Origin of the sequence: Pseudomonas frederiksbergensis (assembly GCF_003732665.1) — a bacterium.
Taxonomy (GTDB): Bacteria; Pseudomonadota; Gammaproteobacteria; order Pseudomonadales; family Pseudomonadaceae; genus Aquipseudomonas; species Aquipseudomonas frederiksbergensis_G.
Genome location: NZ_MOBP01000012.1, coordinates 19,645 through 35,075 on the forward strand (window position 1 = coordinate 19,645; position 15,431 = coordinate 35,075).

Sequence of the window (15,431 nt, forward strand, 5' to 3'; positions counted from 1 at the left end):
ATCAACGGTCCGCTTCATGAACGTGGGTCGAAGGCATCGCGCAACGCCTCGCCGATGAACACCAGTAAAGAAAGAATCAGTGCCAGGGTGAAAAACGCCGTGAGCCCCAGCCACGGTGCTTGCAGGTTCTGCTTGCCCTGGCCGATCAACTCGCCCAGCGAGGCGCTGCCGGCCGGCATGCCGAAGCCGAGGAAGTCCAATGCCGTGAGGGTGGAAATCGCCCCGGTCAGGATAAAGGGCAGGTAACTCAAGGTCGCGTTCATGGCGTTCGGCAGGATGTGCCGCACGATCACTTTGCGGTCGCTCAAGCCCAGGGCCCGGGCGGCCTTGACGTATTCCAGGTTGCGCCCGCGCAGAAATTCGGCGCGCACCACGTCCACCAGGGCCAGCCAGGAAAACAGCGCCATGATCCCCAGCAGCCACCAGAAATTCGGTTCGACGAACCCCGACAGAATGATCAGCAGGTACAGCACCGGCAGCCCCGACCAGACTTCCAGCAAACGCTGGCCGAGCAGGTCGACCCAACCGCCGTAATAGCCTTGCAAGGCACCGGCGGCAATGCCGATCAGCGCGCTGACGAAGGTCAGCATCAAGGCAAACAGGATCGACACCCGTGCGCCGAAAATCACCCGGGCCAGCACGTCCCGGGCCTGATCGTCAGTGCCCAGCCAGTTGACCTTTGACGGTGGGCTCGGCGCCGGTTTGTTCAGGTCGTAGTTGGGCGTGTCATCGCTGAACGGGATCGGCGGGAACAGCAGCCAGCCACCGTCTTTCTTGATCAGCTTCTGTACGTAGTCGCTGCGGTAGTCGGCCTGGAACGGCAGTTGCCCGCCGAATTCCTGCTCGGTGTGGCGCTTGAATGCCGGGAAATACAACGAGCCCTGGTAACTGACGATCAGCGGCTTGTCGTTGGCAATCAGTTCGCCGCCGAGGGTCAGCAGGAACAGGCCGATGAACAACCACAACGACCACCAGCCCCGGCGGTTTTTCTTGAAACGCTGGAAACGGCGACGGCCCAGGGGCGAGAGCTTGAACATCAGGCATTCCTCGCGGCGAAGTCGATACGCGGGTCGACCAGGGTGTAGCACAGGTCACCGACCAGTTTTATCAGCAGGCCAAACAGGGTGAAGATAAACAACGAACCGAATACCACTGGATAGTCCCGCGACACCGCCGCTTCGTAGCTCATGCGGCCGAGGCCATCGAGGGAAAAAATCACCTCGATCAGCAACGATCCGGCGAAAAACACGCTGATAAACGCCTGGGGAATCCCCGACACCACCAGCAACATCGCGTTGCGAAACACATGGCCGTAGAGCACCCGGCGTTCACTCAAGCCTTTGGCCCGGGCGGTGACCACGTATTGGCGGGTGATTTCATTGAGGAAAGAGTTTTTGGTCAGGATCGTCAGGGTGGCGAACCCGCCGATCACCAGTGCAGTGACCGGCAATACCAGGTGCCAGAAGTAATCGGCAATCTTGCCCACGGTCGACAGCGATTCGAAGTTGTCCGAGACCAGCCCGCGCACCGGGAACCAGTTCAGTGACGTACCGCCGGCAAACACCACAATCAGGAACATGGCGAACAGGAACGCCGGCATCGCATAGCCGATGATGATCGCGGTACTGCTCCAGATGTCGAAATGGCTGCCGTGATGCACGGCTTTGCGAATGCCCAGGGGGATCGACACCAGATAAGTGATTAACGTCGCCCAGAGCCCGAGGGAAATGGTCACCGGCATTTTTTCCAGGATCAGGTCGGTCACCGTGGCGCCGCGGAAGAAACTCTTGCCGAAATCCAGCCGTGCGTAGCTTTTGAGCATCAGCCACAGGCGTTCCGGCGCCGGTTTGTCGAAGCCGTATTGTTTTTCGATTTCTTTGATCAGTTGCGGGTCGAGGCCACGGCTGGCCCGGGAACTGCCGTGCATGGTCTCGCTTGAACCGCCGCCGACCGTCGCGCCGCCAATGCCTTGCAGGTGCGCGATCGCCTGTTCCACCGGCCCGCCGGGCGCGGCCTGGACGATGACGAAGTTGACCAGAAGAATGATCACCAGCGTGGGGATGATCAGCAGCAAACGCCGCAGTATGTAAGCCCACATCAGTGCGGCCCTCCGGATTTGCCGCGCTTGATCAGTTCGGCGGTCATCTGCTCGTTGGTCAGGGGCGTGGAGCTCACTTCCCACCAACTCTCGATGGCTTCGTCATTGCTGGCTTGCACACTGGGAATGCCAAAGCGGTTCCACCACACAGTCGAGCTTCCTGGCGGGTAATAGTTGGGAATCCAGTAGTAGTTCCATTGCAGCACCCGGTCCAGGGCGTGGGCGTAGCGCAGCATGTCGGCCTGGGTGTTGGCGCGGATCAGGCCGCTGACCAGCGTATCTACCGCCGGGTTCTTCAGCACCATGTAGTTGTTGGCGCCGGGGTCGTTGGCCGAGGCTGAGCCGAAATAGTTGACCAGTTCGCCACCGGGGGAGGTGGTCACCGGGTAGCCGGTGATGACCATGTCGTAGTCCCGGGACATCAGGCGGTTGACGTACTGGGACGAGTCGATGCGGCGGATATTGAGATCGATACCGATCTGTTTCAGCGTGCGTTTATACGGCAGCAGCAGCCGGTCGATACCGTTCTGGCTGGTGAGGAAGGTAAAGCTCAGCGGCTCGCCCTGGGCATTCACCAGTTGATCGCCGTCGGGTTTCCAGCCGGCCTGTTCGAGCAGGTCCAGGGCCTGCAACTGTTTGTCGCGGATCACGCCGCTGCCATCGGTCTTCGGTGCTTCGAAAACCTTGGTGAACACTTCGTCGGGTATCTGTCCGCGAAGGGGTTCCAGAATCGCCCGCTCGGCGGCATCCGGCAGCTCTCGTGCGGCGAGGTCGGTATTGGAAAAGAAGCTCTGCTGACGGATGTACAGGTCGCGCATCATCTGCCGGTTGCTCCACTCGAAATCCCAAAGCATGGCCAGGGCCTGGCGCACACGACGGTCCTGAAATATCGGGTTTTGCAGGTTGAAGACGAAACCCTGTGCCGTTTGCGGGGCTTCGGTAGCCAGATGGGCCTTTTGCAGACGACCGTCGCTCAGGGCCGGACCTTCGTAGCCGATGGAATAACCGGTGGCGGAGAATTCACGGTTGTAGTCGTAGGCGCCACCGCGCAGCACTTGGCGGGCTACGTCGGTATCGCCGAAGTACTCGATGCTGAAATGATCGAAGTTATACAGGCCGCGACTGACGGCAAGGTCCTTGCCCCACCAGTCGGCGTTGCGCTCGAAGGTGATGCTGCGCCCGGAATCGACTTTGCCGACCCGATATGGGCCGCTGCCCAGCGGTGCCTCGTACCCACCGCCGTTGGCGAAGTCGCGGGTTTTCCACCAATGCTCGGGGAAGACCGGCAAGGTCGCGATATCCAGGGGCAGGGTGCGGTTTTCGTTGCTCTTGAAGTCGAACCGGATGGTCAGGGGCGACTCGATTTCGACGCCTTTGACGTCGGCGAACTGGGTGCGATAGCGCAGGCTGCCCTGGGTCATCAGCAGGTCGTAGGTGTAGCGCACGTCTTCGGCCGTGATCGGCGTGCCATCGGCGAAACGCGCCTTGGGGTTCAAGTTGAAACGCAGGGACAACCCATCTTCGGAGCGCTCCATCGTCTGCGCCACCAGGCCGTACACCGTGTAAGGCTCATCCTGCGAACGCTGGGCCAGCGGCGAATAGAGCAGGCCATCAATCTGGGTCACACCAATGCCTTTGTCGATATAAGGCAGGATGTGATCGAAGTGGCCGATCTCGATGGCCGAGCGGCGCATGGTGCCGCCCTTGGGGGCTTGCGGGTTGGTATAGGCGAAATGACTGAAGCCAGCGGGGTATTTCGCCGGTTCGCCATACACGGTCAATGCGTGTTGCGGTGCTGCATTCACACCAGCGGCACTCAGCAGCAGGGCCACGGCAGTGAATATCAAAGTGGGGAAAGCCAGTCGCATTGTCAGCCTTAGAGCCGGGTGATCGATAACCACAATTTGTACGCTAGCGGCGCGTCAGTCGCCAGTCGAAACACGTAACCAAAACACAACGGCCCACCAAAAGGCGGGCCGTTGCGCAGAACACACAGGCGTCAGATTAATCCTGGCGGTTGGTGACTTCCAGCAGGTGATAACCGAACTGGGTTTTGACCGGGCCTTGGACGACGTTGATTGGCGCGCTGAAGACCACGGTGTCGAATTCCTTGACCATCTGGCCCGGGCCGAACGAACCCAGGTCACCGCCCTGACGGCTGGACGGGCAAGTGGAGTTGGCCTTTGCAACTTCGGCGAAATCAGCGCCGCCTTCAATCTGGGCCTTGAGTTCGTTGCACTTGGCTTCGCTGGCAACAAGGATGTGACGGGCAGTGGCTTTAGCCATGGGAAAATTCTCCTTTCAATGTTCAGTAAAGTGCTGAGCCTACCGGATTCAGTGACCTATTTCTTCTCAAAGTTCCATCTCAAGCAGGGCGGGCAACGGCGCATCCGCATAAAAGGAAGGCTTTAAAGGCCCGCATTTCTCAAGCGCTCGGCGTGTAGGACGTACAACTCGATCGGGTTGACGCCTTTGCGCCCGCGCCCGGTGGTCTGGCTGAGACTGTCCAAGTGGTCCATCGGATAGTCGGAGCGGATCACTTTGCCCAAGTGGGAGCTGAATCGCCCCACCAACCCATCGTTTTGCTCGGCTTCAGTGATGAAATATTCAGAAAACGCCCGGCAGAAGACGTGGGTCGGGTCCAGTGCGTTGAGCCCTTCATCCAGGACGGTCCCTTGCAAGGTGCCGCTCCAGGAGTAATACCGCACGCCGTTGACCACCTCCCGCCCCTTGCCGCCCCAGGTTGTTGGCAGGCCCTGAGGGTATTTGTCGTTGAAAACGCCGACGCCTTCGGTGGTCAGTGCATTGAGCGCCGCAATAGCGTTTTGCGGCAGGTTCAGATTGCCGCTCAACAATGACAGGAAATCCGCAAACAGGGTCGCGACTTTCCTCGCCACATGCTCCGGCAAACGCCCCGGGGTAAGGGCCCTGCGCAAAAAATCCGCCAGCTCCGAGCCGTGGTTCGGTCCGCTGACGGACGTCACCGACGCCACCAGGTCTGGCTCGACGGCCGCCGCGTAACGTGCGGCCAGCGCCCCCTGGCTGTGGCCGATCAGGTTGACCTTGCTCGCGCCGGTGCCCTCCAGTACCCGCTCGATCTGGGTCAGCAACTGGTCGCCGCGCACTTCATTGCTATGGGTGGCTGACAGGTGAGGAACAAAGACTCTTGCCCCATGGCTTCTAAGGGCCTGCTTGACGTCATGGAACAGTTCGAACTTGCCGATACGGTCGAAGCCAAAGAGTCCATGGACCAGCAGGATCGGGTGTTGAGTTGTCGCATTCCGTTGCATGTTCGTACCTTTTTCGCAGAAGTTCGTGGTTGTGCGCAGGGCTCCACTCTAAAACACTCCGGCAGCCAGGCGATGTCTGAAAAAGACGCTGTAATTGAAGGAAAACGGTATAGAAAAAGTACGAAAATTCGGATCTGGGTGAAGCCTGCGTCGGAATATTTCGACATCTTTTTGCGCAGTCAGGAGTGATTCTCACCAACGGCCTACCGGGTCCGCAGATTTGTCGACGTCATCTGTGGGGATCGCCTGACATCGCCGATCAGCGCGATGGGATTAAATAGGCGCTGTTCGATGCCGGCCTGCAGGGCGGCGTGTCTTTCCAAGGAATGGAGTCAATGAATGAGCAAATATGAAGTAGATGCAGGAAAACCGGCGCTGGCAGCCCCACAGTTGATGCAGGCCGATAACGCTGTTCTCGATCCGGCCTGCCAGAAGGCGGTAGTCAAGATCTTGCCCTATCCCGGCATGGCGAGCGGAGACAGGTTGGTGCTGCACTGGTCTGGTCTTGATGTGGAAGGACAGGCGTATCGGCACGAAGCGTTGCGTTTCGTCAGTCAGAGGCAGGTCGGCAGCGAGGTTGTCTTTACGATCGGCAGTGCGCACATCAGCGCACTGGATGGCGGTTCGCTGGACGTTTACTACACGCTCACCAGTCGTTATTTACCCGAATCCATGCAGTCCGGGCGTTTACACCTGAACATTGGCGATACTCACACCGCGTTAATGCCACTGATCGTGAACGAGGCCGTGGGCGGTACGCTTGACCCGGACCGGGTGACGGAGGGGGCGCGGGTAACGATTCGACCTTATGCGCGGATGGCTGCGGGTGACCGGGTACTGTTGTTCTGGGAAGGCAAGACTGCTGAAACGAGCTTCAACGATCGGCTGAATATCGAAGCCTTTGCGGTGGGACAGGAACTGTCGTTCTGGGTGGATCCTGAATTTATCGCGCCAGCCCTCGGATCGACGGTGACCATTACCTATTGCATCGAGCAGCATGGGCAGGCGCCGCATTACTCCGAGCCTCTGACATTGTCCATCGGCCCCCTGGAGCGTGCTCCGCTGCTGGCCCCCGTGGTACTGGAGGCTGAAGAAGGTTGGTTGGACCTGCAGGACTCGATCGACGGTGTCACCATCGTGATTGACGATGCCCGGACCGAAGAGGGGGAGTTGGTATATCTGAAGTGTGATGGTGTTCACTTCAGTCATCGGGATGAGCGGGACATTTCCCGGGAGATGGCCGGTGAACCGCTGGTGTTTATCGTGCCTTACCGGTTCTGGAGAGAGCACCAGGGCGAGACGGTCCGCGTCAGTTATTCCGTAGAACGTCTCGATGATGTGAGTCAGCTGTCAGATGTCGTTCTGGTGCAGGTGCAGGAGTAGGTCGATGCAGAGCCTTCCAATCCTCGATTTGAGGACTGGAAGGGCGTGCGGGTCATGCCGGTTGCTGTGTGCGGAGTCGATCAGCGGCTTCGCGCAGCAATTGCTCCGTCCCGATCCAGCCGAGGCAGCCATCGGTTACCGATACGCCGTACTGCAAGGACGAACTCAACGGTTGGCAGCCCTCAAACAGATGACTTTCAATCATCATGCCGATCAGCGAACGATCACCTTGCAGACGCTGTTCAAGCACGTCATTGAACACTGCGGGTTGACGCAATGGGTCTTTGCCGCTGTTGGCGTGGCTGCAGTCGACCATGATCCGTGTCGGAATCTTCAGTTTGGTCAGGTCGCGGTTGATTCGCGCAACGCTGTCGCGGTCGTAGTTCGGCCCCTGGTGCCCGCCCCGTAACACAAGGTGGGTGTCAGGATTGCCGGGGGTCTGGATGATTGCAGGGTGACCCTGGCTATCGACGCCGAAATGCCGATGAGGGTGAGCGGCCGAGCGCATGGCGTCACTGGCAACGGTGACACCGCCATCGGTGCCGTTCTTGAAGCCTACGGGCATGTTCAGGCCGCTGGCCATTTCACGATGAATCTGTGATTCGGTGGTGCGCGCACCGATGGCGACCCAACTGAGCAAGTCGTCGAAGTAGCCGGCAGCCATCGGTTGCAGCAGTTCGGTGGCAATCGGCAAGCCAAGGCGAAGCATTTCGCGCATCAGTTCGCGGGAAAGGGTCAAACCGCCGGCCATGTCATCGCTGCCGTCCAGTTGTGGATCGTAGGCCAGGCCTTTCCAGCCCACCGTGGTGCGGGGTTTTTCGACATAGGCGCGCATCACCAGGAGCATTTGATCGCTGACTTGCGCGGCGAGGCGGGCCAGGTTGGTTGCGTATTCGAGGGCGGATCGAGGGTCGTGAATGGAGCAGGGGCCGACGATGACCAGCAGGCGGGAGTCTTCGCCGTTGAGGATCGCGCGGACGGCTTCGCGGTGGGCGGCGACTTGCTGGGTCAGTGCGTTGTTGAGTGGCAATTGCTGCTTGAGTTGCAATGAGCTGGGCAGACGCTGGGTCAGCGCTTCATTGGCCGGGCTCAAGGTGGACAGTGGCAAAGCAGAGACGGACGAGTTCATATTCAGGCTTCCTGGGCTGGCTGCGGGTGCGTTCCCGCGTGCTCGGCCCTACTGGGGTGTTCGACAATTGGCCGGATTGGCTGCGTGTGTGTGCTTGCCACCTGTGGGTGACCGATCGGAGGCGGCAGGCTGTCCCGAGCGGAGGCTGGTAAATCGCCAGGCGGTAAAACTGTCGTAACGGTAATAAGTGGCGTAGTTCATGGTGTGGATCCTCAAGTTGTCTGGTGTGTTGCTGAAAGTATGGGGGCTGAAAAAACAAAACCCCCGGTCGGGAGGCCGACCGGAGGTTGAGAATTCTCTGGTGGCGACCCGTTTAATGTGGGCGCCGTGTGGGTATCAGGCGCGCCAGTGGCTAAACCAATACCCAAAATAAAAGCTGACCGGAGCACAAGCGTCATTCGCCCGGACAGCCGCCATCGAGCGCAGGGCGCTGACGGTACGAAGCTGTGAGTGGGCGTTGAACATGGTCTGTCTCCAATGAATGCGCCGAGCTTACTAGAGGGCAGTGGGCGGATTCAATCAGAAAATGCTATCGGGCACCGACGGCGTTTTCTATCGCCTAGGCGCCAGAAGGGGGTGTGACACACTTGGCGCTCGCCAGGAACAATGACGTTTTGGAGTGTTGAATGGTGTTCGAATTAAGGGCGGCGACATCCGGGGATCTGGAGTTCGCCCGCGAGCTGACCTGTCAAAACATGCTGCGCTACTACATTCAGTACGACCTGTTGTGGCTGGACGAGGCTTTCGACGTGGCGTGGGCGGGGCGGGAAAACCGGCTGATCGTGCAGGGCGAAGTCCCGGTGGGTTTTGTCAGCCTGAGCCGTGATGCCAAGGCCCTGTATATCCGTGAACTGCACATCATTGAAGCGTTCCGGGGGCAGGGCGCCGGTTCCTGGGCGATCGATCAGGTATTGGCGCTGGCCCGGGAGGAGCGACGACCTGCATTGCGCCTGACCGTCTTCAAAAATAATCCGGCGCAGGCGTTGTATGAGCGAATGGGGCTGGAGGTGGTCGGTGAGGACGAGTTTTTCCTGAGAATGCAGCGCCCAATCGATGTCCTTCGTCGCTGAAACACACAGAGGGCAAGCCTTGAAAGATGAATGGAAACTTTTTATATGATGCTTGCCGCTAGGTCTGCCAGTCGCTTTTTGCTAAGGTGTTCGGCAACCCCATACGACCATATCGCGAGGTGTCTGCTTGATTAGGGTGCTAGTAGTCGATGACCATGATCTCGTTCGTACAGGCATTACACGAATGCTGGCTGACATCGATGGCCTGCAAGTAGTCGGCCAGGCCGAGTCAGGGGAGGAGTCCCTGCTCAAGGCGCGTGAGTTGAAGCCCGATGTGGTACTGATGGACGTCAAGATGCCCGGGATCGGCGGTCTTGAAGCCACGCGTAAACTGCTGCGCAGTCATCCGGACATCAAAGTCGTCGCGGTGACTGTGTGCGAAGAGGACCCGTTTCCAACACGGCTGTTGCAGGCCGGGGCGGCGGGTTATCTGACCAAGGGCGCAGGTTTGCCGGAAATGGTCCAGGCCATTCGCCTGGTATTTGCCGGACAACGCTACATCAGCCCGCAAATCGCCCAGCAACTGGCGATCAAGTCGTTCCAGCCGACCAACGATTCGCCGTTCGACGCCTTGTCGGAGCGCGAGATCCAGATCGCCTTGATGATTGTCGGCTGCCAGAAGGTCCAGATCATTTCCGACAAACTTTGCCTGTCACCGAAAACCGTGAATACCTACCGATACCGCATTTTCGAGAAGCTTTCGATCAGCAGCGATGTCGAGCTGACACTGTTGGCGGTCCGTCACGGCATGGTTGATGCCAATCTCTGAAAATGACTGAAGTCTTCGATCCGAGTGCCTTTCTGTCGACAGTGAGCGGACGCCCCGGCGTCTATCGCATGTTCGACAGCGACGCGCGCCTGCTTTATGTCGGCAAGGCCAAGAATCTCAAGAAGCGCCTGGCGAGTTACTTCCGCAAAACCGGCCTGGCGCCCAAGACTGCTGCGCTGGTCGGCCGTATCGCCCAGGTCGAAACCACGATCACGTCCAACGAAACCGAAGCCCTGCTACTTGAGCAGACGTTGATCAAGGAATGGCGCCCGCCGTACAACATCCTGCTGCGCGACGACAAATCCTATCCTTATGTCTTTCTCTCGGATGGCCAGTTCCCACGGCTGAGCATTCATCGCGGGGCGAAGAAGGCCAAGGGCAAGTATTTCGGGCCTTATCCCAGCGCAGGCGCCATCCGTGAAAGCCTGAGCCTGCTACAAAAGACCTTTTTCGTTCGTCAGTGTGAAGACAGTTACTACAAAAACCGCACCCGACCTTGCCTGCAATACCAGATCAAGCGCTGCAAGGCGCCGTGTGTCGGGCTGGTGGAGCCGCAGGTGTATGCCGAGGACGTGCGACATTCGGTGATGTTCCTCGAGGGCCGCAGCAACGCGCTGACGGACGAGTTGTCCGCCGGCATGGAGGAGGCGGCGATTAACCTCGAGTTCGAGCGCGCCGCTGAACTGCGTGACCAGATTTCGTTGCTGCGCCGGGTTCAGGACCAGCAGAGCATGGAAGGCGGGACGGGCGATATCGATGTGATTGCCGCGTTCATCAACCCGGGCGGCGCCTGTGTCCACCTGATCAGCGTGCGCGGTGGCCGGGTGTTGGGCAGCAAGAATTTCTTCCCGCAGGTCGGCATTGAGGAAGACGTTTCCGAGGTCATGGCCGCGTTTTTGGGCCAGTACTTCATCAGCAGTCCCGAGCGGGACTTGCCGAGCGAGCTGATCGTCAACGTAGTCCATGAGGATTTCCCGGTGCTGATCGAGGCTATCCACGAGCTGCGCGGTCGTGAACTGTCCATCAGTCATCGGGTACGTGGCACGCGCGCGCGCTGGCAACAGCTCGCAGTCACCAATGCCGAGCAGGCCTTGGGCGCGCGGCTGGCCAACCGTCAGCACGTCGCGGCGCGTTTCGATGCGCTGGCCGAGGTGCTGAACCTGGATGAGCCGCCGCAGCGCCTCGAGTGTTACGACATCAGTCACTCCAGCGGTGAAGCTACTGTGGCGTCCTGCGTGGTGTTTGGTCCTGAAGGCCCGATCAAGTCGGACTACCGTCGTTACAACATCGAAGGCGTGACGCCGGGCGACGACTACGCGGCGATGCACCAGGCCTTGACCCGACGCTTCAGCAAGTTGAAGGAAGGCGAGGGCAAGCTGCCGGACATCCTGCTGGTGGACGGTGGCAAAGGTCAGTTGTCCATGGCTCGCGACGTACTCAACGAACTGGCGGTGCCTGACCTGATTCTGTTGGGCGTGGCCAAGGGCGCGACGCGCAAGGCCGGTTTCGAAACCCTGTACTTGAATGATGCTGCACACGAATTCACGTTACGCGGTGATTCCCCCGCGTTGCATTTGATCCAGCAGATTCGCGACGAAGCTCACCGTTTCGCCATTACCGGGCACCGGGCACGGCGCGGCAAAACCCGTCGAACGTCCACGCTGGAAGGCGTTGCGGGCGTCGGGCCGACACGTCGGCGCGATTTGTTGAAACATTTTGGTGGATTGCAGGAGCTGTCTCGTGCCAGCATCGAAGAGATCGCCAAAGCACCCGGGATCAGTAAAAAGCTCGCTGAGTCGATTTATGCAAATCTACACAGCGAGTAGAATGCCAATTCACCTCGTAGCCAGTTGTGCCGATGAATATCCCTAATCTGATTACCGTTCTACGCGTCCTGCTCATCCCGATCTTCATTTTACTGTTCTATCTGCCTTATCAATGGAGCTACCTGGCCTCCAGTTCGGTCTTCGCATTCGCCGCCGCCACTGACTGGCTCGACGGATACCTGGCCCGCCGTCTGGAACAAAGCACACCGTTCGGGGCTTTCCTCGATCCGGTGGCCGACAAGCTGATGGTCGCCGTCGCTCTGGTGCTGCTTGTGCAAGAACACGGCAACCTGTGGCTCACGCTGCCGGCCGCGGTCATTATTGGTCGCGAGATTGTCGTCTCGGCATTGCGAGAGTGGATGGCCGAACTCGGCGCCCGCGCTCACGTCGCTGTGTCGAACCTGGGCAAATGGAAAACCGCCGCGCAAATGCTCGCGCTGGTGATCCTGCTGGCCAACCCCTCGGACTTCACGTTCTGGGTACTGGTGGGTTACGCCTTGTTGCTGGTGTCGGCAGGCCTGACATTGTGGTCCATGGTCCAATATCTGCGGGCTGCCTGGCCGCATCTGAAGACCGACGTAGAAAAGAAATAAAACTTTTTTGAATCAAAGGGTTGACGGGGCTTCTGGATTCTATAGAATGCGCCACACCAAGACGCGGGAATAGCTCAGTTGGTAGAGCACGACCTTGCCAAGGTCGGGGTCGCGAGTTCGAGTCTCGTTTCCCGCTCCAAATATTGATCCACAGATGTCCACTGGACGCTGGGGATTAGCGAAATAGACGCTTCGGCGTCTTTTTTCGTTTCTGCGGAAACCATTGAAATCCAGTAGAAGCCGGTACATTTAAGTCTCTTTTCAGGACAGGCTCGAATTCGTATCGTTGCTGGATCCTTTCATGTCGCCAGACGAGCATCAGGTGCTTTGAATCGAACAACTCTCCTGTCCGTAATCGATCGATTTTCGCAATAGCCCAATACATTGATCAAGCCCGTCACCAGTCGATAGCCAATCCACATTGACACTCAGCAAATGTGCAATCGTATTCATGCGCTGTCGGGGAATCCCGCGCACAAACCAGTTGGTGACACATGCAGGCCTGACCCCAAGGAATTCTGCGATACCTATTGGTGTAATACCGTACTCATGAAGCAACCGTCGCAACCGTTGTCCAGAGGTACGACGATTATGTCGACGCATACTGAAAGCCGGTTCAGCGTCTCGCGAGTCGTCCATCCCTTTGACCATGATTGAGTCATTCTCCCTTTCAAATCATCGCTCCATGCGATCAGAAGTCATTTTAAACAAATGTGATTCAACCCCTGACTAAACATTCATTCACGACCGATACCGAAGATGTTGCTTACACGTATCTGTCTATTTTCCTACAGAATATGCTGCTCTCTGTTTCGTCACTTCTTCTTGAAAGATTCACCATCGAATTCGGCTGCGCAAAGCATCACGAGAAGCTCGGATGCGTCCGAACCTGACCAGAAAACTTCTGTCAGCCATGATTGCTTGATAGTTAATAATCTGACTTGTAGGAAACATCCCTGCAGCGCTGTCGAAATTTCCCTTTCGTAGTTTTGGGCAGACGAAAATCATTTGAATTACTCAGTTAATAATCCATCGTGGTGCGCAAGGACATAACGCTCCTCTTGTAAGTGTTTTATGTTCCCTAAACTAAAAAGTGAAACTCACGTGCTGCGGTTGCTGAACTCTCTAATGAGCCAGTTGGAGGCGTTGCCGCACAATATTCTCTGCGATAAATGCCTGGGGAGGGATTATGGCTTCAAACAGCTTCCAAAATGAGGTGCCTAAGGCACGGGTCAATATCAAACTTGATCTGCATACCGGAGGCGCTCAGAAACAAGTCGAGTTGCCGCTGAAACTGATGGTGCTGGGTAACTACAGCAACGGGAAAGAACAGCGTCCACTTTCCGAGCGAAACAAGATTGACATCAATAAGAATAACTTTGACAGCGTCCTTGGCGAATTTGCGCCAAGGGTAAAGTTCGATGTCAATAACACTTTGACCGATAACGTGTCTGATATCTCGGTCGAGCTGAATTTCCAGAGCATGAAGGATTTCGAGCCCGAGCAAGTGGCGCGGCAGGTTCCGCAGCTGCGCGCCTTGTTGGCGATGCGCAATCTGTTGCGTGATCTCAAGTCGAACCTGCTGGATAACGTGACCTTCCGTCATGAGCTGGAGCGCATCCTCAAGGATGACGCGCTCAGTGACGAACTGCGAGCTGAGTTGGCCGCATTGGCTCCCAAACAAGAACGTTAATTCATACCAGTAGCATCAAGAGAAATTCAATCATGTCCGTAGAAAACTCCAGCGTGCAATTGCGCGGCGCTACCGTATTGTCTGAAGATCGCGAAAGTGTTTATGGCGCTCTGTTTAACAAGATTAATCTGAACCCTGTTGCTGAGCTGGGAGGCATTGATGCTTTCCAGAATTCGGAGGCATTGTCCGAGGTTTCGGTCGATGAACGGGTGACGGCTGCCGTTAGTGTGTTTTTGAAGTTACTTAAACAATCGCCACAAAAGATTGAGCGTTTGGATAAGGTTCTGCTGGACGAACATATCGCTTCATTGGATATGCAGATCAGTCAGCAACTGGATGCAATCATGCACCATCGGGACTTTCAACAAGTCGAGTCAACTTGGCGTGGGGTGAAGTCGCTGATTGATCAGACCGATTTTCGTCAGAACGTCCGTGTAGAGCTGTTGGATATCAGCAAGCATCACCTGGTGCAGGACTTCGAGGACGCGCCGGAGATCGCTCAGAGCGGCTTGTATTTCCACGCCTACACGCAGGATTACGACACCCCGGGTGGCGAACCGATTGCGGCGGCAATCTCTAACTTCGAATTCGACCGCAGTCCTCAGGATATCGCCCTGTTGCGCAATATTTCGAAGGTGTCTGCAGCGGCCCATATGCCATTTATTGGTTCCGTCGGTCCGGCGTTCTTTGGCAAATCCTCCATGGAGGAGGTGGCTGCGATCAAGGACATCGGTAACTACTTTGAACGAGCCGAATACATCAAGTGGAAAGCGTTCCGTGACAGTGACGACGCGCGTTACATCGGTCTGACCATGCCGCGTGTCCTGGGTCGCTTGCCCTATGGGCCTGACACCGTTCCCGTGCGCAGTTTCAATTACATTGAAAGCGTAAAGGGGCCGGATCATGACAAATACCTGTGGACCAATGCTTCGTTTGCCTTCGCGGCCAACATGGTCAAGAGCTTCATCGCCAATGGCTGGTGTGTGCAGATTCGTGGGCCGCAGTCGGGTGGGGCGGTCACCGAATTGCCGATCCATTTGTATGACTTGGGCACCGGCAATCAGGTCAAGATTCCTTCCGAGGTGATGATCCCGGAAACCCGCGAATTCGAATTCGCCAACTTGGGCTTCATTCCTCTTTCGTACTACAAAAACCGCGACTACGCGTGTTTCTTCTCGGCCAACTCGGCGCAGAAACCGGCGCTTTACGATACGTCTGACGCCACTGCCAACAGTCGGATCAATGCGCGCCTACCTTATATCTTCCTTCTCTCACGCATTGCCCATTATCTGAAGCTGATCCAGCGCGAAAACATCGGCACTACCAAAGACCGTCGGTTGCTGGAGCTGGAGCTGAACAAGTGGATTGGCGGGCTGGTCACCGAAATGACTGACCCGGGCGATGACTTGCAGGCCTCGCACCCGCTGCGGGATGCAAAGGTGACGGTCGAAGACATCGAGGACAACCCCGGTTTCTTTCGGGTCAAGTTGTACGCCGTGCCGCACTTCCAGGTCGAGGGCATGGACGTGAACCTGTCGCTGGTTTCGCAGATGCCCAAGGCAAAAGCCTGATTCGGTTGT

At 57.5% G+C, this 15,431-nt stretch carries 14 protein-coding genes and 1 tRNA gene; 9 read left to right on the top strand and 6 right to left on the bottom strand.

The annotated features are described in order from the left end of the window. Positions 1-14: 14 nt before the first annotated feature. The 5 genes from BK665_RS17840 to BK665_RS17860 form a co-directional block, all read right to left on the bottom strand. On the bottom strand, positions 15-1,037 hold the full coding sequence (locus BK665_RS17840) for an ABC transporter permease (RefSeq protein ID WP_123407742.1): 1,023 nt from the start codon (positions 1,035-1,037) through the stop codon (positions 15-17). After that, the gene (locus tag BK665_RS17845; protein ID WP_123407743.1) at positions 1,037-2,098 is read right to left on the bottom strand and encodes a microcin C ABC transporter permease YejB; all 1,062 of its coding nucleotides are present in this window, start codon (positions 2,096-2,098) and stop codon (positions 1,037-1,039) included. The genes BK665_RS17840 and BK665_RS17845 overlap by 1 nt, the downstream gene beginning before the upstream one ends. Next, positions 2,098-3,966 (bottom strand): extracellular solute-binding protein, encoded by a 1,869-nt coding sequence (locus tag BK665_RS17850; protein ID WP_123407744.1) that lies wholly within the window; start codon positions 3,964-3,966, stop codon positions 2,098-2,100. Before BK665_RS17850 ends, BK665_RS17845 begins: the two co-directional genes overlap by 1 nt. 136 nt (positions 3,967-4,102) lie before the next feature. Continuing rightward, positions 4,103-4,384, bottom strand: a complete 282-nt coding sequence (locus BK665_RS17855) for a peptidylprolyl isomerase (protein ID WP_123407745.1) — start codon at positions 4,382-4,384, stop codon at positions 4,103-4,105. A 122-nt stretch (positions 4,385-4,506) separates the two neighbouring features. Then, positions 4,507-5,388, bottom strand: coding sequence for an esterase/lipase family protein (locus BK665_RS17860; RefSeq protein WP_123407746.1), 882 nt, complete (start codon positions 5,386-5,388; stop codon positions 4,507-4,509). On the opposite strand from BK665_RS17860, the gene BK665_RS34480 reads away from it, so the two are divergent. Both BK665_RS34480 and BK665_RS17865 read left to right on the top strand, forming a co-directional pair. Then, entirely contained in the window at positions 5,272-5,577 is a 306-nt protein-coding gene (locus BK665_RS34480; protein ID WP_185076591.1) for a hypothetical protein, read from the top strand. The two genes, BK665_RS17860 and BK665_RS34480, sit on opposite strands and share 117 nt — an antisense overlap. 150 nt (positions 5,578-5,727) lie before the next feature. Next, positions 5,728-6,771: a hypothetical protein gene (locus BK665_RS17865; RefSeq protein ID WP_123407748.1), complete on the top strand. Its 1,044-nt coding sequence runs from the start codon at positions 5,728-5,730 to the stop codon at positions 6,769-6,771. Positions 6,772-6,823: 52 nt separating this feature from the next. Here BK665_RS17865 and BK665_RS17870 read toward each other — a convergent pair whose 3' ends face one another. Next, complete coding sequence (locus tag BK665_RS17870) at positions 6,824-7,900, bottom strand: 3-deoxy-7-phosphoheptulonate synthase (protein WP_123407749.1); 1,077 nt, start codon at positions 7,898-7,900, stop codon at positions 6,824-6,826. 626 nt (positions 7,901-8,526) lie between these two features. On the opposite strand from BK665_RS17870, the gene BK665_RS17875 reads away from it, so the two are divergent. The 7 genes from BK665_RS17875 (at position 8,527) to tssC (ending at position 15,422) form a co-directional block, all read left to right on the top strand. Further along, positions 8,527-8,970 (top strand): GNAT family N-acetyltransferase, encoded by a 444-nt coding sequence (locus BK665_RS17875; RefSeq protein WP_123407751.1) that lies wholly within the window; start codon positions 8,527-8,529, stop codon positions 8,968-8,970. A 127-nt stretch (positions 8,971-9,097) separates the two neighbouring features. After that, complete coding sequence (gacA, locus tag BK665_RS17880; RefSeq protein WP_082356623.1) at positions 9,098-9,739, top strand: response regulator transcription factor GacA; 642 nt, start codon at positions 9,098-9,100, stop codon at positions 9,737-9,739. 2 nt (positions 9,740-9,741) lie between these two features. Beyond that, complete coding sequence (uvrC, locus tag BK665_RS17885) at positions 9,742-11,565, top strand: excinuclease ABC subunit UvrC (RefSeq protein WP_123407753.1); 1,824 nt, start codon at positions 9,742-9,744, stop codon at positions 11,563-11,565. 32 nt (positions 11,566-11,597) lie between these two features. After that, a complete protein-coding gene (pgsA, locus tag BK665_RS17890; protein ID WP_054046593.1) occupies positions 11,598-12,158 on the top strand; it encodes a CDP-diacylglycerol--glycerol-3-phosphate 3-phosphatidyltransferase in 561 nt (186 codons plus the stop codon). Positions 12,159-12,221: 63 nt separating this feature from the next. Further along, positions 12,222-12,297 (top strand) — tRNA-Gly (locus tag BK665_RS17895). Positions 12,298-13,347: 1,050 nt separating this feature from the next. Beyond that, complete coding sequence (gene tssB / locus BK665_RS17905) at positions 13,348-13,851, top strand: type VI secretion system contractile sheath small subunit (RefSeq protein ID WP_123407757.1); 504 nt, start codon at positions 13,348-13,350, stop codon at positions 13,849-13,851. A 32-nt stretch (positions 13,852-13,883) separates the two neighbouring features. Continuing rightward, positions 13,884-15,422 carry a type VI secretion system contractile sheath large subunit gene (gene tssC / locus BK665_RS17910; protein ID WP_123407758.1) on the top strand — a complete coding sequence of 513 codons (1,539 nt, stop codon included), beginning with the start codon at positions 13,884-13,886 and terminating at the stop codon, positions 15,420-15,422. Positions 15,423-15,431: the final 9 nt, after the last annotated feature.